This window comes from Bradyrhizobium sp. USDA 4538 (assembly GCF_024171045.1).
Lineage (GTDB): Bacteria > Pseudomonadota > Alphaproteobacteria > Rhizobiales > Xanthobacteraceae > Bradyrhizobium > Bradyrhizobium australafricanum.
On the sequence record NZ_JALJZE010000001.1, the window covers coordinates 5,165,476 to 5,186,264 of the forward strand.

Sequence of the window (20,789 nt, forward strand, 5' to 3'; positions counted from 1 at the left end):
GCGGCAAGGAAAATCTTTTGATGCGCCGCTGCTTGATCTGTCGCCGTGCTTCTTTGAAAACACGCCGACGTAACGTCAGGGAAATCGGAGAGACGGCATGTCGACACGACCGCTTCGCTTTGGCATCTGGGCGCTGGTCCATGGTTCGCGCGCGGCCTATCAGGATCCGGAGGAGCCGTATGACGCATCGTGGGAGCGCAATCGCGACCTCGTGCTTGCCGCCGAGGCACTGGGCTACGATTCCACGCTGATCGCGCAGCACACCATCAATCCGCATCGGGAGGATTTCGATCAGCTCGAGGCCTGGAGCGCGGCGGCGGCCGTTGCGGCATTGACCAGCCGGATCGAGATCATCGCGGCCATCAAGCCCTATCTCTATCATCCGGTGGTTCTCGCCAAGCTCGCGCTCGGGATCGAGAACATCAGCCGCGGACGCTTCGCGATCAACCTGGTCAATGCCTGGAACCGGCCCGAACTCGACAAGGCCGGCATCGGCTTTGCCGAGCACGATGCCCGTTACGCCTATGGCCGCGAGTGGATCACGATTGTCTCGCGCCTGATGCAGGGCGAGCGGTTGACCTACAAGGGCGAGCATTTCGACGTCCGCGATTATCTGTTGCGGCCGACGAGCCTCTACCGACCGCGACCATTGATCTATGTCGGCGGCGAATCCGAGCCGGCGCGCGCTTTGGTCGCCGACCACGGCGACGTCTGGTTCATCAATGGTCAGCCGCTCGAGGATGTCGCGGGCCTCATTGCCGACGTGGCGGCGCGGCCGCGGACGTCGGCGCCGCTTCGCTTCGGGCTGTCCGCCTTCGTCATCGCGCGCCAGACGCAGGCCGAGGCCCAGGCCGCCTATGAGCGGCTGCTTGAGCTGTCGCGGAAGGACGCCTCGATGAAGGTGATCCAGCGACAGAACACCGACCCGAAGGTCGTGATGATGCAGACCATGCAGAAGTCGGAGCGGATCGGCAGCAACGGCGGCACCGCTGCCGGGCTGGTCGGCAGCTATGATGACGTGGCCGCCCGAATCGGGGCGTTCCATGCCGCAGGCATCGAGTTGTTCATGCTGCAGTTCCAGCCTTTCGAGGCCGAGATGGAGCGCTTTGCGAAGGAGATCATCCCGCGCGTCCGCGCAGCGTCATCTGCTGCGAATGACACCCCACCACTGCTGGCGAGCTCGCGGTAACTGCGTCACGCGGTTGCGGCGGCTTCCGTCTGACGCGCAAAGCGGCTGATCGGCCGAGGCAGGCCAAAATGCTCACGCAAGGTGGTGCCGGCGTAATCGGTTCGGAACAGACCGCGGCGCTGCAGGATCGGCACCACGTTGTCGACGAAGACCTCGAGCCCGGTCGGCAGCACGTCCGGCATCAGATTGAATCCGTCGGCCGCGCCGGCCTTGAACCAGGCCTCGATGTCGTTGGCGATCTGCTCGGGCGTGCCGACGATGATGCGGTGTCCGACCCCGCCGCCGAGCGCGCGCAACAACTGCCGGACGGTGAGGTTACCGCGGCGCGCAAGGTTCACCGTGCCCTGGAACATGGTGTGGTTGGCGTTGGCCGGCAGCGGCAGCGGATCGGGTAGCGGCTTGTCGAGCTCAAGGATCGCAGGATCGACCTGCAATGTGCCCGCGAGACGCGCCAGGCTGTACTCGATCGGAACCAGCTCCCACAGCTCATCCTGCCGCCGTCTCGCCTCGGCTTCGGTGCTGCCGATCACTGTGGCAAGGCCCGGCAGGATGACGATGGAGTCGCCGGCGCGGCCGTAGGTCGCGGCGCGGGCGCGCAGATCGCGCGCATAGGCGACGCCTTCCTCGATCGTCTGCGCCAGCGTGAACACAGCTTCGGCCTGCGCGGCAGCGAGATCACGTCCGTCGTGCGAGCCACCGGCCTGCACGGTCACCGGGCGGCCCTGCGGCGAACGCGGCACGTTAAGCGGACCGGCCACGGCGTAATGGGCGCCGCGATGCGCGATCGGATGAACCTTCGACGTATCGACAAATCGCGCCGAGGACTTGTCGCCGACAAAGGCGTCGTCCTCCCAACTGTCCCACAGCGCATGGACGACCTCGGCGAACTCCTTGGCGCGCTCGTAGCGGGCCTTGTGCTCCAGCACGTGCTGAGGCCGAAATTGCGGCTGGCCGACGCGTCGGCAGTGGTCACCGCATTCCAGCCGGCGCGGCCGCCGCTCGCGAGATCCAGGGTCGCGAAGCGGCGCGCGATGTTATACGGCTCGTTGTAGGTGGTCGAGGCGGTCGCGATCAACCCGATATGGCTGGTCGCCGCGGCCACCGATGCCAGCACGATCGTCGGTTCCATCGACATGAAGGAGCGGTAGTCGATGCGGTCGGTGATCGCCGGTGTGTCGGCAAGGAAGATCGCATCGAGCTTGCCGCGCTCGGCGATCTCAGCCACGCGCACATAATGGCCGACGTCGAAGCAGGCGCGAGGATCGCTTTCGGGCAGCCGCCACGCCGACGCATAGACGCCGGAGTGCAGCAGATTGACATTGAGATGAAGCTGACGATCGGACATGGCGACCCCGCATTGAGGTGAGACGACTCACGAAGTATCGCCTGTCAGGCCACATGAAAACGAACGGCCGGCGCGTGCATGCAAAAAGAAATATCCGTCTCCGCTGCGCGATCTGCGAACAAATCTGGTGTCGATCTTCTGCGATGAGCGGAACATCCCCTCCGCCGCCGCATGAATATTCTGCCACGTGCCGCGGCAGGGGAAGCTTCGTCCAAGTCTGCGCAAATATCTGAAATTGCCAGGGCAGCCTGCGCGCGTAACGATGCTGTTGCGGCGCGTTGCAAGCAATCGGTGCCACCCGGAGAACTGAACGATGACAGTCCACGAGCGACGCGCCGAACAGCGAACCGCGCCAGGCGGTTCGGTCGAATTCGACGCCGACGTGCTGGTGATCGGCGGCGGACCGGCAGGCACGTGGGCCGCGGTGAGCGCAGCCGAGTGCGGCGCACGCGTCGTGCTCGCCGACAAGGGATTTTGCGGCACGTCGGGTGCCACCGCGGCTGCCGGCACCGGCGTCTGGTATGTCGATCCCAATCCGGCGCTGCGCAAGGCCGCGATGGCCAATCGCGAAAAGATGGGCGGGCACCTGCAGGATCGCCGCTGGATGGCGCGCGTGCTCGACCAGACCTACGAGGACAGCAATCGTCTGGCCGCCTGGGGTTACCCTTACCCGGTCGACGACAGCGGCACATCGCAGCGCAACTCGCTGCAGGGGCCGGAATACATGCGCCTGATGCGCAAGCGCACCAAGCAGGCCGGCGTCACCATTCTCGATCACAGTCCGGCGCTTGAGCTGCTGGTGGATGACGACGGCTCGGTTGCGGGAGCCAGCGGCGTGCGCCGCCAGAAGCACGATCGCTGGATCGTGCGCGCCAAGGCTGTCGTCATGGCGACCGGCGGCTGCGCGTTCCTGAGCAAGACGCTGGGATCGAATGTGCTGACCGGAGACGGCTATCTGATGGCCGCGGAGGTCGGGGCCGAGTTCAGCAGCATGGAATTCTCGAATCCCTATGCGATCTCGCCGGCGTTCGGCTCCGTGACCAAGACGCTGTTTTATGGCTGGGCGACCTTCAGCTACGAGGACGGCAGCGTCGTTCCCGGTGCGGCATCCAAGGGCGGGCGATCGGCGATTGCGCGCGCGCTGCTTCAGGGACCGGTCTATGCGCGCCTCGACAAGGCCGACGACGAGGTGCAGCGTCACATGCGCGCATCGCAGCCGAATTTCTTCCTGCCGTTCGATCGCACCGGCATCGATCCCTTCAGGGAGCGTTTCCCCGTCACCTTGCGGCTCGAAGGCACCGTGCGCGGCACCGGCGGCCTTCGCATTGTCGACGATAGCTGCGCCACCAGCGTGCCGGGACTCTATGCCGCCGGTGATGCAGCGACGCGCGAATTGATCTGCGGCGGCTTCACCGGCGGCGGCAGCCACAATGCCGCCTGGGCGATGTCATCGGGGACCTGGGCCGGATGGGGCGCTGCCGGCTATGCAAGGCAGCTGGGCCCGGCACGTCAACGACGACTGGCGTCCGCCGGTACCGTCGCGTTCCGAAGCAAGGCGGGTCGCGCGTTTGAGCCCGCCACGCTGACAAAGGCGGTCCAGGACGAGGTCTATCCGTTTGAGCTGAACTACTTCCGGCATGCCTCGCGTCTCGAAGGCGCCCTCGAGCGGCTGGATGCGGCGTGGGTCAATGCATCATCGGCCGATGCGGCGAGCAAGGACGATCTGCTGCGCGCCCGCGAGAGCGCGGCCATGCTGGCGACGTCGCGCTGGATGTACCGCAGCGCGCTGGCGCGGAACGAAAGCCGCGGCATGCATCGCCGCGACGACTATCCCGATCAAGACGACCGCCAACGCCATTACGTGACGAGCGGCGGTTTGGACGAGGTCTGGACCACGGTGCGGCCGCATGCCGAGGCCAGCTATGCAGAGGCCGCGGAATGATCGAGGTGATCGACGCCGAGCGCTGCACGTGCTGCGACATCTGCGTGAATGTCTGCCCCACCAATGTCTTCGACAAGACGGAGGGGATTCCGGTGATCGCCCGTCAGGGCGATTGCCAGACCTGTTTCCTCTGCGAACTGTATTGTCCCGAGGACGCGCTTTACGTGTCGCCTTATGCGGAGGAGCCTCGCCCGACCGACGTGGTCGCGTTGCGGCAGACTGCCGCGTTGGGCAGCTACCGCCGCGCGGTCGGCTGGACCGACGAGACGCGCGATCTCCGCGGCATCGACCGCAGCTATCTGCTCTTTGGTCATTGAGCCCGGGCTGTGCCCGGCGACCGAAGCGATTTCCCAATTGGACCGACTGAATGAATGTACATCAATCCCTGACGACGGCGCAGCCTGTTGCGCCGCTGCCGTCGATTCCGCTCGCTTCCAACGCGAGCGAAGCCATGATCCGCTTCGAGGCGGTCTCGAAGGTCTATCCGGCCTATCGCGGCAAGCCGAGCGTGCATGCCTTGCAGGCGATCGACTTCGCGATCCCGCGCGGCTCGATCACCGGCGTGATCGGCCGCTCCGGCGCCGGCAAATCGAGCCTCGTCCGCCTCATCAACGGGCTTGAGAAGCCGTCGAGCGGCCGCGTCGTCGTCGATAACAGCGAGATCTCGGCGCTTGCCGGTCGCGAGCTGCGCCTGGCGCAGCGCTCGATCGGCATGATCTTCCAGCACTTCAACCTGCTGTCGTCGCGGACGGCGGCGGACAATATCGCCTTGCCGCTCGAGATCGCCGGCTGGTCCAGGGCCGACATCGCCGTCCGTGTAGCCGAGCTGCTCGAGCTCGTCGGCATTGCCGACAAATACGATCGTTATCCCTCGGAATTGTCCGGCGGCCAGAAGCAGCGCATCGGCATCGCCCGCGCGCTGGCGACTCGGCCGAATGTGCTGCTGTCCGACGAGGCGACGTCGGCGCTCGATCCGCAGACCACGCGCGCGATTCTGGACCTGCTGGCCAACATCAATCGTGAACTCGGGGTCACGATCGTGTTGATCACCCACGAGATGTCGGTGGTCCGCCAACTCGCCAAGGAAGTCGCGGTGATCGACGGCGGCCAGGTCGTCGAACGCGGCCATGTCGCGGAAATCTTCACGCATCCGCAGCATCCGGTCACGCAGGCGTTCCTTTCCGAGGTGATCGGGGACAGTGTTCCGGTCTCGCTGGCGAGCCGCCTTTCGCCACAGCCGGTTGCCGGCGGGCAGACGGTCCTTCGCGTGCAGGTGCGCGGTACTGAAGCCGGCGACACCGTGGTGGCGCGGCTTTCGCGCGAACTGTCCCATGACGTGGCGCTGCTATCGGCCCGCATCGATGAGATCGGCGGCCAGCACGTGGGCTCGCTAATCCTTGGCATTCCCGGCGGTGAAGCCACGGCCAGGCAGGCCCTGGCCTATCTTTCTCAGCATGACATTCTGGTGGAGCGTCTCGGCTATGTCGCGTGAACTCATCAACCTGATCGTTCAGGCCACGGGCGAGAGCCTTTTCATGGTCTCGGTGGCTGCGCTGGTTGCGACCGCGCTGGGCCTTCCGCTTGGCGTCTTCCTGGCGACCAGCCGGAAAGGGGAGCTGTTCGCCGCGCCGCCAGCCAATGGCGTGCTCGGCGTCATCGTCAATGCGGCCCGCTCGACGCCGTTCATCATCCTGGTGGTTGCGATGATTCCTTTCACGCGGCTGATTGCCGGCACCTCGATCGGATCGGGCGCGGCAATCGTGCCGCTCACCATCGCGGCAACGCCGTTCATTGCCCGTCTGGTCGAGGCGGCGATCCGCGAGGTCGATGCCGGTCTGATCGAGACGGCGTCCTCGTTCGGTGCAAGCCCGCTGCAGATCGTGTTCAAGGTCCTGATCCCGGAGGCTTTGCCGGGCCTGGTGCTGGCCCTGACGCTCGCGGTGGTCAGCCTGCTCGGCTACTCCGCAATGGTCGGGGCCGTCGGAGGCGGCGGCCTCGGCGACCTCGGCATTCGCTATGGCTATCAGCGCTTCATGCCCGAAATGATGCTGGCGGTCGTCGTCGTTTTGATCGCGCTGGTTCAGACCGTGCAGACCGCCGGCGACTATCTGGCGCGCCGCGTCAACCGCCGCCTGCGTCATCGCTAAAGGTGCGGTGGCGTCACGATCCCTTCGGTGCCCAGATCCTGACGTCGCCGGTATCGACCTTGCGTGGCAGCAGACCTTCCGCCGTGAAGGTATCGGCGATCTTCTGCTGCTCGGAAAGGCCGGCCGCGGTGACCACGCCGACCTTGTAGGAGCGATGGCTGTTGGCCTCCTCCACCGTGGCGGCGTCGATGCCCCACAGGCCGGCGAGCAGCGCCGCGGCCTCGTTCGGATTGGCTTTGATCCAGGTGCCGGTTTCCACCAACCTGGCAAAGATGACATTCAGTGCATCGGCCCGCTTTTCGGCGAACGCGGCCGAGGCAAGATAGTAACGCTTGTAGTTGGCGAGCCCGCCGCTGCCGTCGGTCAGGATGCGCGTGCTGGACTGGCGTTGCGCGCTGCTGAGGAACGGATCCCAGGCGACCCAGGCGTCGACATTGCCGCTGACGAATGCCGCGCGGCCATCGGCCGGCGTCAGATAGGCCGGTGTGATGTCCTTGAAGGACAGTCCGGCCTTGGCAAGTACCGCCAGCAGCAGGAAGTGGCTGCCCGCGCCCTTGGTGACCGCGACCTTCTTGCCCTTGAGATCGGCCGGCGCTTTGATCGCGGAATCCTTCGGCACCAGGATCGCCTGCGCCGATGGAGAAGCGGCTTCCTCGGCGACGTAAGCGAGCTTGGCGCCGGCGGCCTGGGCGAAGATCGGCACGGTGTCGGCGACGTCGGCTCCGAAATCGATGCTGCCGACATTGATGGCCTCGAGCAGCGGCAGGCCGCTTGTGAACTCGTGCCACGACACGGTGATGCCGAGCGGCGCCAACGCCTTCTCCAGCGCGCCGTTGGTCTTCAGGATAGCGGTCAGCGTCGACGATTTCTGGTAGCCGATCCGGATTTCCTCGGCGGCCGCAGGCCGAACCAGCGAGGTCATCGCAAGCAGCCCGATGGCGGCGACAGCAAGACGGCGCGACATCGCAGTCGCCGATGATGCGGCCTGCGCTGGCGGGATGAGGCGGGCAAAGATGGGCATGGCAAGTTGTCCTTAGCCGGTTCGATCTGTTGCCATTTGTGTGCAATCGGTGCGCCGGAGGCAATCGCGGAGAAGTCGTCCGAACGAGTGCAATTTTCTCTGCAAGCGAAGTCCGCGAGAAAAGCATTTTTTTCTGCGCGTTGCAGCTGGCATCAGCAGATAAGTCGCTCGCTGCGCCAAGATGCCCGGCCGGCTCCATTCTCTTTTCATCGCGGCCACAGCAGCGGCGACTCGTCATCGGGAAAAATTTGGATTCTCATTTCATTGATTTCGTCCCTGGCGCGAGCGATGAACTTGATAGCGAGTTCAGTTCCATGGAGACAAAGATGTTGCTTCGATCCATTTTCGCTCTTGCAGGCGCTGTTGCGATCTGGTCGACGGCCGCCGCGGCAGAAACGATCAAGATCGGCGTGACGCCCGGGCCGCATGCACAAATCCTCGAGGCCGTGAAACCGATCGCGGCGAAGAGCGGGCTCGAGCTTCAGCTTATCGAGTTCTCCGACTATGTCGTTCCGAACGCGGCGCTCGACGCCGGCGACATCCAGGCCAACTCGTTTCAGAACCAGCCTTATCTGGACAACCAGAAAGCCGATCGCGGCTACAAGATCGAGCAGGTGGGACTGACGGTCAATTTTCCGATCGGCGTCTATTCGCGCAAGCACAAGAACTGGGCCGACGTTCCTGACGGAGCCAAGGTCTCAATTCCCAATGATCCGACCAATGGCGGCCGGGCGCTGCTTCTGCTGCGCGACAAGGGCGCAATCAAGCTGAAGAGCGACGTCGGTTTCAAGCCGACCGTTATCGACATCGCCGACAATCCCAAAAACCTGAAATTCGTCGAGGTCGACGCAGCCCAGGCGCCCCGGGCGCTCGACGATGTCGATGCGGCGGTCATCAACACCAACTATGCGACACAGGCCGGTCTCGATCCGGTCAAGGATCCGATCCTGCGCGAGGATCCGAAAGGGCCATACGTCAATCTGATCGCGGTTCGCTCCGCCGACAAGGACAAGCCGTGGGTCAAGATCCTGGTCGACAGCTACCACACGCCCGAGATCAAGGAATTCGTCCAGACCAAGTTCAAGGGCGCGGTGCTGCCCGGCTGGTAGTTGCCGCCCCAATTGCTGAAGGATGATGATGCGTATTCTGATGACGGCGGTTGCCGCGGTAACGCTCCTGGTCGGCACCGCGAGGGCCGAGACGGTCCGCGTTGGCGTCACGGCCGGACCACACGCCGAGATCCTCGAAGTCGTCAAGAAAGTGGCTGCGGGCCATGGGTTCGACATCAAGGTGGTCGAATTCACGGACTACGTGATCCCGAACCAGGTGCTCGCGCTCGGGGATCTCGCGGCCAATTCGTTCCAGCACGAGCCTTATTTGAAGAACCAGATATCGAAGACCGGCTGGAAGATCGTCAAGGTCGCCAACACGATTGCGTCGCCGCAGGGTGTCTACTCGTTGAAATACAAGAAGCTGGCCGATCTTCCGGATGGCGGGCGGGTGGCGATCGCCAACGATCCTTCCATGGCGCGCGCGGCCTGATGATCCTTGCGCTGCACGGCGTGATCAAGCTCAAGGACCCCAACAACGTCGCGTCGACCATTGCCGACGTCACTGACAATCCGAAGCATCTGCGCTTCGTCGAGCTTGATGCCGCGCAGTTGCCGCGTTCCCTGCAAGATGTCGATCTGGTCTCGATCAACAACAATTATGCGGTTCAGGCCGGGCTCAATCCCGCCACCGATGCAATTGCCCGCGAGGCGGCCGATGGCCCGTGGGTCAACATCGTTGCCGTGCGCGAGGCGGACAAGGACAAGCCCTGGGTCAAGCAGCTGATCGATGCCTACCATTCCGAGGAGGTCAAGGCATTCCTCGAGAAACGCTTCAAGGGCACCTACATCGCAACCTGGTGACGGGCGTTGACCGCCCATCGCCGGGAGGTTTCCAGGCCGATCTATTCGGCGGCTTCGGTGCGCGCTGCCGTCGAGGCGCGGCGGAAGCCGGCGCCGGGATGCGTGGCGTCAAGATAGGGTCCGCGTCCGGGGAACAGCTTCTCGCGGAGCGTGCCTTCGCGATAGGCTGTCTTGTAGACTCCGCGTGACTGCAATTCCGGCACGACGAGGTCGACGAATGACGTCAGTGATTCCGGCGCGACGAGGCGGAACAGGTTGAAGCCGTCGACGTCGGTTTCGTCGGCCCAGGCGATCAGCTCATCGGCCACGTCCTGGGGTGAGCCGACCACGAATGGCGAGCGTGCGCCGATCCGGCTCAGCGTCGCGAGATCACCGACCTTGACCGGCCGCTCGCTCCGCAACGTGAAATTCTCGACCATCGACTGGATCGCGTTGCTCTCGACATATTGTACCGCCTGATCGGGACGATAGTTCGAGAAGTCGATGCCGGTCCAGCCCGAGAGCAGAGCCAGCTGGCCGGCTTGATCGACATACCCTGCGTACTCCTCGAGCAGATCGTTGGCCTCCGCGCGCGTCGGGGCAACGATCACGGTCGCGCCGGCGAACAGGCGGATATCATAGAGATCTCGTCCGAACGCCTTGGCCGCTTCCCTGATCTCGCGTACGGCACGAGCCAGAATGGGCCTGGTCTGGCCGTTGAGGAAGATCGCCTCCGCGTGCCTCGCCGCGAAGGCGCGGCCGCGCTTCGAGGTTCCCGCCTGATACAGCAACGGTGTGCGTTGTGGCGAGGGTTCGGCGAGGTGGATGCCGTCGACCTGGTAATGAAGTCCCTGGTGCCGCACATTGTGGATCCTTGTCGGATCCGTGAACACGCGCGCTGTCCGGTCACGGCGAACCGCGCCGTCCTCCCAGCTGCCTTCCCATAGCTTATAGCTCGCAATGAGAAACTCCTCGGCCGCCTCGTAGCGTTCATCATGCGCGCGGTTGGCCTCAAGGCCCATTCCGCGGGCGCCGCTGTCGAGATAGCCGGTGACGATGTTCCAGCCGATCCGCCCGCGAGTGAGATGATCGAGCGTCGAGAAGCGGCGGGCGAACTGGTAGGGATGCTCGTAGGTGAGGTTGGATGTGATGCCGAAGCCGAGATGCTTCGTTGCGTAAGCCATGGCGGAGACGAGCAGGGTCGGCTCGGCGTTCGGCAATTGAACGGCGTGACGCAGCGCAGTGTCAGGACTGCTGCCGTAGACGTCATAGATACCAAAGACGTCGGCGAGGAAGATGCCGTCGAGCAGGCCGCGTTCGGCGGTTCTGGCGTAGTCGACCCAATAGTCGAGCGAGTTGTAGTTAAGTGAAGTGTCGCGCGGATGCGACCAGAGACCGGCCCAGTTGTGGCTCGGCGCCATCATGTTGAACGCGTTGAAGCGAAGTTCCTTTGGTCTGGTCATTGCGCAATTCCGCTAATTGAGGACTGAGAGGTGATTTATCACGTCAGCTGCGCGGCTTTATTTTCTATATGGAAAGACAGGATCAAAATCGTGCTTTGTCTTCGATCCGGCGCAGCAGAGATTCGTTTGTTCGACGTCGTCGTGCTGTTCGAAATGACGGTATGCACGACATTGCGTACTGATTTGCAGGCGCGATCGGCAGATGACTCATCAGCTCCACTGAGCCGTTCAAACCGGCGGAGCAGTGAAACAAATGTTACGCGACAGGCGCCGCGGCTGAAAAATTAGCGACGCCATCAGACGCGCCGCCAGCACGCTCATCGCTATTTTCTCCGATGTCTCGACAGTCGCGGACGCTGCTGCGCATCATTCCTTGCCTTTTGATGCTGGGTCCGCGGATTTCAGGAGAATTTCGAGATGCCGATCGAAACCAAGAATGTCGAGACGCTCGCCTTGCATGGCGGATCGTACCGGTCCGACCCGGCGACCGGCGCCGTCGCCGTTCCGATCTACCAAACGACGTCCTTTCAATTCGAGAATACCGATCACGCATCGCGGCTGTTCGCCCTGGAGGCGATCGGACAGATCTACACCAGGATCAAGAATCCGACGGCTGACGCGTTCGAGGAGCGCCTAGCCGCGCTGGAAGGCGGCGTTGGCGCGCTGGCCGTGGCGTCGGGCCAGTCGGCGACGGCTTACGCGATCTTCAACATCGCGCAAGCCGGCGACAATATCGTCTCATCGACCGATCTGTACGGCGGCACCTGGACGCTGCTGTCGCAGACGCTGAAGCAGTTCGGCATCGAGGTTCGCTTCGTCGATCCGGCCGATCCGGAAAACTTCCGCCGGGCGACCGATGCGAAGACCCGGGCCTATTTCGCCGAGACGCTGCCGAACCCCAAGCTCAACGTCTTCCCGATCAGGGAAGTCGCGGATATCGGCCGTTCGCTCGGCGTGCCGCTGATTCTCGACAACACCGCCGTCCCGCTCATTGCGCGCCCGTTCGAGCACGGCGCAGCGATCGTCGTCTATTCCGCGACAAAGTATATCGGCGGCCACGGCACGTCGATTGGCGGAGCGATCATCGATGGCGGCAATTTCGACTGGGCGGCGCACGCCGAGCGCTTCCCGCTGCTGACGCAGCCGGACGATGCCTATCACGGGGCGATCTGGACCGAGGCAGCCAAGCCGCTCGGTCCGATCGCCTACATCCTGCGCGCACGCGTGAAGCTGCTGCGCGATCTCGGTGCCGCGGTCGCTCCCCAGAACGCATTTCAGTTCATCCAGGGACTCGAGACCTTGCCCCTGCGGCTGCGTCAGCACAACGAGAACGCGATCAAGGTCGCGAATTTCCTGGCACGACATCCCGCCGTTTCGCACGTAATCTTCCCCGGACTGCAGAGCGGGGAGGACCGGCGCCGCGCCGATCTCTATCTGAAGGGCGGCTATGGCGGGCTGGTCGGCTTCGAGCTGAAGGGGGGCGTCGAGACCGGCCGTCGTTTCATCGATGCGCTGAAACTGTTCTATCACGTCGCCAATATCGGCGATGCGCGCTCGCTGGCGATCCATCCGGCATCGACCACCCATCAGCAACTGAGCGGCGCAGAGCAGCTCGCGGCAGGCGTGACGCCCGGCTACATCAGGCTTTCGGTCGGCATCGAACATCCCGACGACATCCTCGCCGACCTCACCCAGGCATTGACTGATGCTGAGGCGGGAAGCAGCGGCCGCAAGGCGGCCTGATCGATCCCTGAAGACGGAGTTGAAACCGAGACCATGAAGACATTGTTGCGCCTGGCGCAGGCGGCTGGCGTGCTGCTTGCCATGACTGCGGCCGCCGTTGCGGACGAACCTCTCAAGATCGCGACCAGCGCCGGCCCGGTCGGTCAGCTGGCTGGCTTTGCCGCCAAGCTCGCCAAGGACAAGGGACAGGACGTCAAGATCGTCGAGCTGTCGGACTGGGTCGCGTTGAACGAGGTGGTGAACAGCGGCGACGTCGACGCCAACCTGTTCCAGCACGCCACCTATCTCGCGATCCAGAACAAGCAGCGCGGCTTCGACCTGGTCCAGGTCGACAAGGTCGGCGTGATCGCGCCCGTCGGGCTGTTCTCGAAGAAGATCAAGTCGCTCGAGGAGATCAAGTCCGGCGACAGCGTTGCGATCCCGAACGAGCCGCTCAACGGCGCGCGTGGCTTGATCCTGCTCGAACGCGCCGGACTGATCAAGCTGGCGCCGGGCAAGGGTTTTTCGGTCAATCGGTTTGATATCATCGAAAATCCCAAGAACCTGAAGATCGTCGAGCTCGATCCGGCGCAGACCTACCGGTCGCTCGATGACGTCACGCTTGCGCTCGTCAACATCACCTATCTGATACCGGCCGGCGGTGATCCAAAATCGGCGCTGGTGATCGACCGCACGGTCGATGACGGTCTCGTGCTGCGCTTTACCGCGCGGCCGGACAAGAAGGACGATCCGCGCCTGAAGGCCTTCATCCAGGTCTTCAATTCACCCGAGGTCAAGCACTTCATCGAGGAGAAGCTGCCGGCGTTCATTCCGGCCGGCTTCGGCAGCTAGAGCTTTCCCGAGCGAAGTGGACGCCGGTTCGCGGCAGGAAAGCGCGTCAAAAACTAGAATCTAGAGCCCCGTTCCGATTCCATCGGAACGGGGCTCTAGACGCGCGCGAAGGATGCGACCGCCGTTCCTCGTCGGCGCGAACCGGTAGAGCGGGCGCTGTCATGCTATCGCTCTGTGTGTGATCCTGCCGCACGACATGTGCGGCGTGGGCAGACTGACGTCGGCGTGGCGATGGATCACATCTGCTGCGGTCTCGACTGGGCATGCGTCGCGCCAACGAGCGATCAGCCGTGAGGACCAAACAGAAAGAGTTCGTACATGTCCTTGCCGTCGGGGTTGGCGGCGCGGGCCAGCCGCCGCTGCCATCTCTTCAGCCGACGGGCCGCGCGACGAAGGACGTGGAGCCAAGAGGATGTCCGCACCCAGAGCCTCCTTCGCATTCCGAGCCGTTCAATGAACGATAACACGCTCCTGTTCGGGACGCGCGCGAAACTCGGCGGCGCCGCGAACTTTGCAATCAGACGCGCATGGCGAGGCGATTTGCAGCAGAGAGATGCTCTCGCGACGCGGCGCCAGGAAAATTCATTCCGGGCAATGTTGCCCGATCGCCGGGCTTATGGAATTGTCCGACCGGATGGTCAATAAATAGCGGTTCGGAGGCGGGGCTGTGGTCCCGGAACCTTGCGACTATTGACTGACATCTCTGGACGATGGCCGAACGGCCGCCTGGTGAAACGGACAAGACATGGCCCGATCGCGCGCCAAGGACTATGACGACAAGCGCCTCTCGATGCTGCATCGCTCGGCCGAGCTGTTTGCCGCATCGGGATATGTCGGCACGTCGATGAACACCATCGCCGATGCCTGCGGGGTTTCGAAGGCGCTGCTCTATCACTATTATCCCGACAAGGAAGCGATCCTGTTCGATATCCTGTCGTCGCACCTCGCGAAGCTGGTGGCGGCGGTCCGCAAGGCGAGCGCACAGGCCGGCGATCCGGTCGCGCGCTTCAGGACGATCGTTGCGACCCTGCTCGAGCTCTACCGGCATGCCGACGCCGAACATCAGGTCCAGATCTCAAGTCTCAAGCTGTTGCCGAAGGACAAGCAACAGCCGCTGCTCGCAAGCGAGCGGATCCTGGTTGGGATCATGTCGGACGCACTCGCCGCCGCCGTGCCGGCGGCGAAGCACAAGCGCCTGCTCAAGCCGCTGACGATGAGCGTCTTCGGCATGCTGAACTGGCATTACATGTGGTTTCGCGAGGGCGGGCCGATGACCCGCGCCGAATATGCCGGTTTCGTCGCGCAACTCGTGCTGGCCGGCGCCGACGATGCCGCGGCCGCCGCCACCCGGCCGCGCGGCAGGGCGAAATCGGCCGGCCGCAGCCGGCAGGCCGAGTTGCTCTGACGCGGGCCGTTAAGCCCGCATCGCATTCATCGTCAGCAGCTCGTAGGTCGCCGCGGTTTCGCCGGTGCCGGTCGTGATCTCGACGTCCCAGCGTACCTCGCCATATTGCTTGTTGCGCGGCATCTTCTCCTTCGCGGTCAGCCGCACCTGGATCTGTTCGCCGGGCTGGACGGGTTTGACGAAGCGCAGCGAGTCGAGGCCGTAATTCGCCAGCACCGGCCCGTAGTCGGGATCGACGAACAGGCCGGCCGCAAACGACAGCAGCAGATAGCCATGCGCGACGCGGCCTGGGAAGAACGGATGCCCCTTGGTCGCTTCCTCGTCCATATGGGCGTAGAAGGTGTCGCCCGTGAAATGCGCGAAGTGCTCGATGTCGTCGAGCGTGATCTGCCGCGACTTCGAGACCAGCGTGCGGCCGATCTCGAGATCGTCATAGTGATAGCGGAACGGATGCAGGTCGCCTTCGAGCATCGGGCTGCTCTTGAACCAGCGGCCGGTGACGCCGCTCAGCATCGCCGGCGATCCCTGCAATGCGGTGCGCTGCATGTAGTGCTGGAGGCTGCGGACGCCGCCCAGTTCCTCGCCGCCGCCGGCCCGGCCGGGGCCGCCGTGAACCATCTGCGGCATCGGCGAACCGTGTCCGGTGTGCTCGCTCGCGCAGTCGCGGTCGATGATCGCGACGCGGCCGTGAAAACTGCCGATGCCAAATGCCAGTTCGGTCGCAGCCGGGATGTCGTGCGTGTAGATGGATGCGACGAGGCTGCCGCCGCCGCGATTGGTCAGCGCGATCGCCTGCTCCAGATCGTCGTAACCCATCACGGTGCTGACAGGCCCGAACGCCTCGATCTCGTGGACTGCGGATGCGGCGAGCGGCTTGGCGCAATGCAGCAGCAGCGGCGGAACGAAGGCGCCGCGCTTCGCGTCGGCATCGAGCAGCCCGAAGTTGCCGGGATCGCCGGCCACCAGTTCGGCTTCGGCGCGAAGCTTCGCGACATGGGCAAGCACATCGCTGCGCTGGCCGAGCCCGACCAGCGGCCCCATCCTGACCTTGTCGTTTTCGGGATTGCCGATCGTGACCTTGGCCAGACGGTCGCGCAGCGCCGTGATCACGGCATCGAGCTGCGCCGACGGCACCAGCGCGCGACGGATCGCGGTGCATTTCTGGCCGGCCTTGACCGTCATCTCCTTCGCCACTTCCTTGACGAAGAGGTCGAACTCCGGACTTCCCGGCACTGCGTCCGGAGCGAGGATTGCGGCGTTCAGCGAATCCCGTTCGGCGATGAACCTGACCGCTTCGCGCGCGATGACCGGATGCCGCTGCAGTTTTTGCGACGTGTCGGCCGAGCCTGTGAAGGACACCACGTCCTGGCAGGTCAGATGGTCGAACAAGTCGCCGGTCGATCCGACGATGAATTGCAGCACGCCTTCGGGCAGCACGCCGGATTCGGTGATGATCCGGACCAGTTCGTGGGCGACATAGGAGGTGACCGTCGCGGGCTTGGTCACGACGGGCACGCCGGCCAGCAGCGCGGGCGCCAGCTTCTCCAGCATGCCCCAGCACGGAAAGTTGAATGCGTTGATGTGCACGGCGACGCCGTGCAGCGGCGTCACGATATGCTGACCGGCGAATGCGCCACCCTTGGAGAGCCCTTCGACATTGCCGTCGAGCAGGACTTTGCTGTTCGGAAGTTCGCGGCGTCCCTTGCCGGCAAAGGCGAACAACGTGCCGATGCCGCCGTCGACGTCGATGACAGCGTCGGTGCGGGTTGCGCCCGCATGGAACGATAGTTTGTAGAGCCGGTCCTTGTGCTGGGTCAGATAGTCGGCCAGCGCCTTCAGTAGGCCCGCGCGCTGATGGAACGTCAGCTTTCTGAGATGTTTGCCGCCGATCGCGCGGCCATAGGCGAGGATCTCGCGCATGTCGAGATCGCTCCTGGTGGTGACCGCCACCACATCGCCGGTGACGGCACTGTGAATCTCGGCTGCCGGTTCGCCCGGGCCGGACCATTTTCCGCGCACGAAGCTGTCGAGCTTCATGACGTTGCCCGCCGTCCGTGCACCACTGGATTGAGGCTGTGTCATCGCAATTGGACCTTCTGACTTGTGATCAATGATGCGTCTCGCCTTGACGGCGGAATGTTCAATCCGAACGTTCAAGCTTTGGCTCGTCCGACAAAGCGCGTCGCGCGCTTTTCGAGAAAGGCGTTGAGCGTCACGACGCGATATTCGGCGCGGATATCGGTCAACACCAAATCGCTGACCATGATGACCTCCCGTTGCGGCTTCTGGTGGCCGAAGGTTGCGTGACGTGCGCTTGGATTACTATTGACCGTCCGGTCAGTCAATTATAATCCGCGTAACGGCTTGGGATGACGACACCGGGCAATATCGAGCGAGCACGATTTCGGTCTCGGTTGCGATTTCAGATCCGGCAATAGCGTCAGGATGATCCGGCGAGCATCGCCTGTCTGCAGCAAAAGTGCCGACGCGTAAGCACGGTCCCGTGCACTCGAGCGGTGTCATGCTGCCACAAATCGGCCCCATATCACCGGCGACCTCCCGCCGCCATGAGGATTGGCCGATGACGATGCAGTCGCCGGATATCGCCGGGTTTCGGTTCTCGGCCGCGGATTTCGGCGAGCGCGACCGCTTGCCGATCTTTCGCGAGCAGATCGGGCGGATGATCGTGAAGCTCGATCCGGAGCCACTGAGCGTCGGCGCGTTCCATGCCGAAGCCAATGTGCGCGAGCTGCCTGGGCTCGGGATCGGATCCTGGGCGTGCAGCAACCTCAAGATCGCACGGTCGCGCGAGCTGCTCGACGGCAATGACGACCTTGTGCTGACGATCATCACGAGCGGCAACGCCCGCGCGTCGCAGCGCGGCCGCGACATCGAGCTGGGCCCGGGGCAGGCCGTGCTGGAGTCGAGCGCGGAGGTCGGCAACATAGTGGTCCCGGTCTCGCCGAGCCGTTTCGTCGGTCTCAGGCTGCCGCGCAAGGCGCTGGCACTGCTGGTCCGCGATCCCGAGGACATGCTGAACCGGCCGTTGCCCGCGAACACCGAGGCGATGCGTCTGCCGGCGCTCTACATCAGGGAGCTTGACGACAGCTACCAGCTCGCGACGCCCGAGCTGCGCGGCGCCGTCGTCCGGCATCTGGTCGATCTCGGGCGACGTCGCAAACAGCGCTCTCCGCCAGCCTGTGTGCTGTCGCGCACACAACATCGCCGCCCAATCACGTCCGCTGCGGGCGATTTCAGACGTCAATGCACGACAACGTGTTTCACATTGTTGCCCGATGTCGCATATGTCCAATCCCCTGTCGCCTCAGTCCGAGCCTGCCAATCGTCTCGCGCTTAAAAGGCAGCCCCCCGGTGATCGTTGCAATCGGCGGATTCGTCGACTGCGATGCATTGAGGCGACTTGAGACCATCGAGGAGAATGTGATGAAGTTTGCACTTCGAGGATATTTTCTTGCGCTCGGCGCGAGCCTGGCCTTGTCCGGCGCCGCCATGGCACAGGATATCAGTGTTGCCGTGGTCGGGCCGATGACCGGCTCCGAGGCGAGCTTTGGCCAGCAGTTCAAGAACGGTGCTGATCTCGCGATTGCCGACATCAATGCGGCGGGTGGCGTGCTTGGCAAGAAGCTGAAGCTGGAGGTCGGCGACGATGCCTGCGATCCGAAGCAGGCGGTGTCGGTTGCCGAGAAGATGGCAGGCGCGAGGATTCCGTTCGTCGTTGGGCATTTCTGCTCATCGACCTCGATCCCTGCGTCGGACGCCTATGCAGAGGGCAATGTGCTGCAGATCACGCCGGGCTCGACCAATCCGCAATTCACCGAGCGCGGGTTGTGGAACACGTTCCGTGTCTGCGGCCGGGATGACCAGCAGGGCACGGTTGCGGCCGCCTACATTATCAAGAACTACAAGACCAAGAACGTCGCGATCATCCACGACAAGACGACCTACGGCAAAGGCCTTGCCGACGAAACGAAGAACGCCATCAACGCCGCGGGCGTGAAGGAAAAGCTCTATGAGGCCTATACCAAGGGCGACAAGGATTTTGCTGCCCTGGTATCCCGCTTCAAGAAGGAGTCGATCGATTTCGTCTATGTCGGCGGCTATTATGCCGAGGCAGCGTTGATCCTGCGCCAGATGCGCGAGCAGGGCGTCAATGCGGTGCTGATGGGCGGCGACGCCCTGGTCGACAAGCAGTTCGCCGCGATCGCAGGTCCGCTCGCCGAAGGCTCGCTGTTCACCTTCTCGCCCGACCCGCGCAAGAAGGCGACCGCGGCCGCGACCTTGAAGAAGTTCAAGGACAAGGGCATCGATCCCGACGGCTACACGCTCTACAGCTATGCCGCGTTCCAGATCTGGAGCCAGGCCGCAGCCCGTGCCCAGACCACGGACGCCAAGAAGGTCGCGGCGGCCATCAAGGCCGGAAGCTGGGATACCGTGCTCGGCAAGATCAGCTACACGCCGAAGGGTGACATCACCCTGATCGACTACGTCGTGTACCGCCGCGACAAGGACGGCAACTACGCCGAACTGCCGGCCGGTCAATGATCGCCGGAGCGTTTTCGAGCGAAGCTGATATCGGTTCGCGTGAAAACGCGTCAGAGCAAAATCGAGAGCCACCGTTCCGATGCAATCGGAACGGTGGCAACCCTGGCCAGGCTGAATCCTTTCCCGCTGCGTTCGTGACCGGCGCGTCCGGTCACACGTTCCGGGCAAAGCGCGCAGCGCCGGGGATCGGCGTGAGCCATGCGACGGCGCGATCGGTATAGATCTCGGCTTGCGGCTGCAATCCTTCCATGCTGTCGAGCGTGCCGGCTTTCACCACGACCTTGCCGGGCATCAAAGCGGTCTTCGCCAGCAGAGGGGACCCGCAGCGCCCGCAGAAATGACGATGGACCGGATGGCCGCTGTCGCCCTTGTCGACGAACACCACCGTCTCGCCCGACTGCTGGTAGTCGGCTTCGCGGATCACGAGGTTGAACGAGAACAGGCTGCCGCTTTGCCGCTGGCAATGTGTGCAATGACATATCGCGATGCTCCGCGGTTCGCTCTTGAGCGTGTAACGCACCGCGCCGCACAGGCAGCCGCCGTTCCGTTCCTGCATGCTGGTTTCTCCGTTACGATGACGCCGTCGCCGGGACAGGGACGCCGCCTCAGGCGTCGCCAATCACGGCATCGATGAATGTGGTGGCGGATTCCCTCAACTGCTTGCGGCTGTATCCGGCGCGCTCCATCACGGCGAGCCCGCGCGTGAACGTCACGATGACGCGCGCCAGCCGGTTCGCGTCGGCCGTGCTGCGCCTGTTCGGCGCCGCGCTGATGGCCTTGCCGACCAGCTGCTCGAGCCGGGTGAGCACGTCCTGCACGCGCTGACGCACATCCGCGCTCGAAACGGACGCGTCCAGCGCGGTGCGCGTCGTCAGGCAGCCCCGCTGCGGCGTGCCGTCGGTCATGTTGACGATGATCATGTCAAAGAAGTCCCTCAGTCTCGCTGCGGTATCGCCCTGCGCCAGCGCGCCGCCGGCCGCGTCCAGGAATTGCGCGGCATACTGGTCGAAGGCGCGCAGGAAGATCGCTTCCTTGTCGCCATAGGCGTTGTAGAGGCTGCCGCGCTGGACGCCGGTCGCGGCCGCGAGGTCCTGCATGGTCGCATCGTGCAGGCCCTTGCGCCAGAACACATCGAGCGCGGTTGCGATCATCTCGTCCTCGTCGAACTGACGCACGCCCACCATTCGATCCACTCCATCGGGTCATTCTTGACACAATCGTCAATATTGACAATGATGTCAAGAATGA

17 protein-coding genes and 2 pseudogenes are annotated in these 20,789 nt (G+C 63.8%); 12 read left to right on the top strand and 7 right to left on the bottom strand.

What is annotated here, in order from left to right:
- The first annotated feature begins 97 nt into the window (after positions 1-97).
- On the top strand, positions 98-1,189 hold the full coding sequence (locus J2R78_RS23380) for an LLM class flavin-dependent oxidoreductase (protein WP_253607002.1): 1,092 nt from the start codon (positions 98-100) through the stop codon (positions 1,187-1,189).
- A gap of 5 nt (positions 1,190-1,194) precedes the next feature.
- Here the strand turns inward: J2R78_RS23380 and J2R78_RS23385 are convergent.
- Positions 1,195-2,534, bottom strand: a pseudogene (locus J2R78_RS23385) (LLM class flavin-dependent oxidoreductase).
- A 313-nt stretch (positions 2,535-2,847) separates the two neighbouring features.
- On the opposite strand from J2R78_RS23385, the gene J2R78_RS23390 reads away from it, so the two are divergent.
- The 4 genes from J2R78_RS23390 to J2R78_RS23405 are packed head-to-tail and all read left to right on the top strand — an operon-like array spanning position 2,848 to position 6,623.
- The gene (locus tag J2R78_RS23390) at positions 2,848-4,476 is read left to right on the top strand and encodes an FAD-dependent oxidoreductase (RefSeq protein ID WP_253607003.1); all 1,629 of its coding nucleotides are present in this window, start codon (positions 2,848-2,850) and stop codon (positions 4,474-4,476) included.
- On the top strand, positions 4,473-4,793 hold the full coding sequence (locus J2R78_RS23395; RefSeq protein ID WP_253607004.1) for a ferredoxin family protein: 321 nt from the start codon (positions 4,473-4,475) through the stop codon (positions 4,791-4,793). Before J2R78_RS23390 ends, J2R78_RS23395 begins: the two co-directional genes overlap by 4 nt.
- A 50-nt stretch (positions 4,794-4,843) precedes the next feature.
- Entirely contained in the window at positions 4,844-5,968 is a 1,125-nt protein-coding gene (locus tag J2R78_RS23400) for a methionine ABC transporter ATP-binding protein (RefSeq protein ID WP_253607005.1), read from the top strand.
- Complete coding sequence (locus J2R78_RS23405; protein WP_253607006.1) at positions 5,958-6,623, top strand: methionine ABC transporter permease; 666 nt, start codon at positions 5,958-5,960, stop codon at positions 6,621-6,623. Before J2R78_RS23400 ends, J2R78_RS23405 begins: the two co-directional genes overlap by 11 nt.
- 13 nt (positions 6,624-6,636) lie before the next feature.
- Here J2R78_RS23405 and J2R78_RS23410 read toward each other — a convergent pair whose 3' ends face one another.
- The gene (locus J2R78_RS23410) at positions 6,637-7,587 is read right to left on the bottom strand and encodes an aliphatic sulfonate ABC transporter substrate-binding protein (RefSeq protein ID WP_375166733.1); all 951 of its coding nucleotides are present in this window, start codon (positions 7,585-7,587) and stop codon (positions 6,637-6,639) included.
- Between the two features lie 371 nt (positions 7,588-7,958).
- Here J2R78_RS23410 and J2R78_RS23415 point away from each other — a divergent pair, with 371 nt between their 5' ends.
- Positions 7,959-8,753, top strand: coding sequence for a MetQ/NlpA family ABC transporter substrate-binding protein (locus tag J2R78_RS23415; RefSeq protein WP_057017483.1), 795 nt, complete (start codon positions 7,959-7,961; stop codon positions 8,751-8,753).
- Between the two features lie 28 nt (positions 8,754-8,781).
- Positions 8,782-9,557, top strand: a pseudogene (locus J2R78_RS23420) (MetQ/NlpA family ABC transporter substrate-binding protein).
- 41 nt (positions 9,558-9,598) lie between these two features.
- Here J2R78_RS23420 and J2R78_RS23425 read toward each other — a convergent pair.
- Positions 9,599-10,999 (bottom strand): LLM class flavin-dependent oxidoreductase, encoded by a 1,401-nt coding sequence (locus J2R78_RS23425; RefSeq protein ID WP_253607008.1) that lies wholly within the window; start codon positions 10,997-10,999, stop codon positions 9,599-9,601.
- Positions 11,000-11,416: 417 nt separating this feature from the next.
- Between J2R78_RS23425 and J2R78_RS23430 the strand changes: the two genes are divergently transcribed.
- The 3 genes from J2R78_RS23430 to J2R78_RS23440 all read left to right on the top strand — a co-directional run bounded on the left by J2R78_RS23430 (position 11,417) and on the right by J2R78_RS23440 (position 14,978).
- A complete protein-coding gene (locus tag J2R78_RS23430; protein WP_253607009.1) occupies positions 11,417-12,742 on the top strand; it encodes an O-acetylhomoserine aminocarboxypropyltransferase/cysteine synthase family protein in 1,326 nt (441 codons plus the stop codon).
- A gap of 33 nt (positions 12,743-12,775) precedes the next feature.
- The gene (locus tag J2R78_RS23435; protein ID WP_253589216.1) at positions 12,776-13,573 is read left to right on the top strand and encodes a MetQ/NlpA family ABC transporter substrate-binding protein; all 798 of its coding nucleotides are present in this window, start codon (positions 12,776-12,778) and stop codon (positions 13,571-13,573) included.
- Positions 13,574-14,318: 745 nt separating this feature from the next.
- Positions 14,319-14,978, top strand: a complete 660-nt coding sequence (locus J2R78_RS23440; RefSeq protein WP_225158698.1) for a TetR/AcrR family transcriptional regulator — start codon at positions 14,319-14,321, stop codon at positions 14,976-14,978.
- A gap of 9 nt (positions 14,979-14,987) precedes the next feature.
- Here the strand turns inward: J2R78_RS23440 and paaZ are convergent, their stop codons facing one another.
- Together paaZ and J2R78_RS23450 are read right to left on the bottom strand one after the other, a co-directional pair.
- Positions 14,988-17,015, bottom strand: a complete 2,028-nt coding sequence (gene paaZ, locus J2R78_RS23445) for a phenylacetic acid degradation bifunctional protein PaaZ (protein WP_253607010.1) — start codon at positions 17,013-17,015, stop codon at positions 14,988-14,990.
- A gap of 116 nt (positions 17,016-17,131) precedes the next feature.
- The gene (locus tag J2R78_RS23450; protein ID WP_253607011.1) at positions 17,132-17,323 is read right to left on the bottom strand and encodes a hypothetical protein; all 192 of its coding nucleotides are present in this window, start codon (positions 17,321-17,323) and stop codon (positions 17,132-17,134) included.
- A gap of 236 nt (positions 17,324-17,559) precedes the next feature.
- Between J2R78_RS23450 and J2R78_RS23455 the strand changes: the two genes are divergently transcribed.
- Positions 17,560-18,336 (top strand): hypothetical protein, encoded by a 777-nt coding sequence (locus J2R78_RS23455; RefSeq protein WP_253607012.1) that lies wholly within the window; start codon positions 17,560-17,562, stop codon positions 18,334-18,336.
- 86 nt (positions 18,337-18,422) lie between these two features.
- Positions 18,423-19,541 (top strand): branched-chain amino acid ABC transporter substrate-binding protein, encoded by a 1,119-nt coding sequence (locus J2R78_RS23460; RefSeq protein WP_038382395.1) that lies wholly within the window; start codon positions 18,423-18,425, stop codon positions 19,539-19,541.
- A 151-nt stretch (positions 19,542-19,692) separates the two neighbouring features.
- On the opposite strand, the gene J2R78_RS23465 is transcribed toward J2R78_RS23460, so the two are convergent.
- Entirely contained in the window at positions 19,693-20,160 is a 468-nt protein-coding gene (locus J2R78_RS23465) for a GFA family protein (protein ID WP_253607013.1), read from the bottom strand.
- Positions 20,147-20,725 (bottom strand): TetR/AcrR family transcriptional regulator, encoded by a 579-nt coding sequence (locus J2R78_RS23470; protein WP_253607014.1) that lies wholly within the window; start codon positions 20,723-20,725, stop codon positions 20,147-20,149. Before J2R78_RS23470 ends, J2R78_RS23465 begins: the two co-directional genes overlap by 14 nt.
- Positions 20,726-20,789: the final 64 nt, after the last annotated feature.

Bases quoted from the DNA above. Each gene is read 5' to 3' on its own strand.
- J2R78_RS23380 (WP_253607002.1), top strand. From the start codon at position 98: ATGTCGACACGACCGCTTCGCTTTGGCATCTGGGCGCTGGTCCATGGT.
- J2R78_RS23390 (WP_253607003.1), top strand. From the start codon at position 2,848: ATGACAGTCCACGAGCGACGCGCCGAACAGCGAACCGCGCCAGGCGGT.
- J2R78_RS23395 (WP_253607004.1), top strand. From the start codon at position 4,473: ATGATCGAGGTGATCGACGCCGAGCGCTGCACGTGCTGCGACATCTGC.
- J2R78_RS23400 (WP_253607005.1), top strand. From the start codon at position 4,844: ATGAATGTACATCAATCCCTGACGACGGCGCAGCCTGTTGCGCCGCTG.
- J2R78_RS23405 (WP_253607006.1), top strand. From the start codon at position 5,958: ATGTCGCGTGAACTCATCAACCTGATCGTTCAGGCCACGGGCGAGAGC.
- J2R78_RS23410 (WP_375166733.1), bottom strand. From the start codon at position 7,587: ATGTCGCGCCGTCTTGCTGTCGCCGCCATCGGGCTGCTTGCGATGACC.
- J2R78_RS23415 (WP_057017483.1), top strand. From the start codon at position 7,959: ATGGAGACAAAGATGTTGCTTCGATCCATTTTCGCTCTTGCAGGCGCT.
- J2R78_RS23425 (WP_253607008.1), bottom strand. From the start codon at position 10,999: ATGACCAGACCAAAGGAACTTCGCTTCAACGCGTTCAACATGATGGCG.
- J2R78_RS23430 (WP_253607009.1), top strand. From the start codon at position 11,417: ATGCCGATCGAAACCAAGAATGTCGAGACGCTCGCCTTGCATGGCGGA.
- J2R78_RS23435 (WP_253589216.1), top strand. From the start codon at position 12,776: ATGAAGACATTGTTGCGCCTGGCGCAGGCGGCTGGCGTGCTGCTTGCC.
- J2R78_RS23440 (WP_225158698.1), top strand. From the start codon at position 14,319: ATGGCCCGATCGCGCGCCAAGGACTATGACGACAAGCGCCTCTCGATG.
- paaZ (WP_253607010.1), bottom strand. From the start codon at position 17,015: ATGAAGCTCGACAGCTTCGTGCGCGGAAAATGGTCCGGCCCGGGCGAA.
- J2R78_RS23455 (WP_253607012.1), top strand. From the start codon at position 17,560: ATGACGATGCAGTCGCCGGATATCGCCGGGTTTCGGTTCTCGGCCGCG.
- J2R78_RS23460 (WP_038382395.1), top strand. From the start codon at position 18,423: ATGAAGTTTGCACTTCGAGGATATTTTCTTGCGCTCGGCGCGAGCCTG.
- J2R78_RS23470 (WP_253607014.1), bottom strand. From the start codon at position 20,725: ATGGTGGGCGTGCGTCAGTTCGACGAGGACGAGATGATCGCAACCGCG.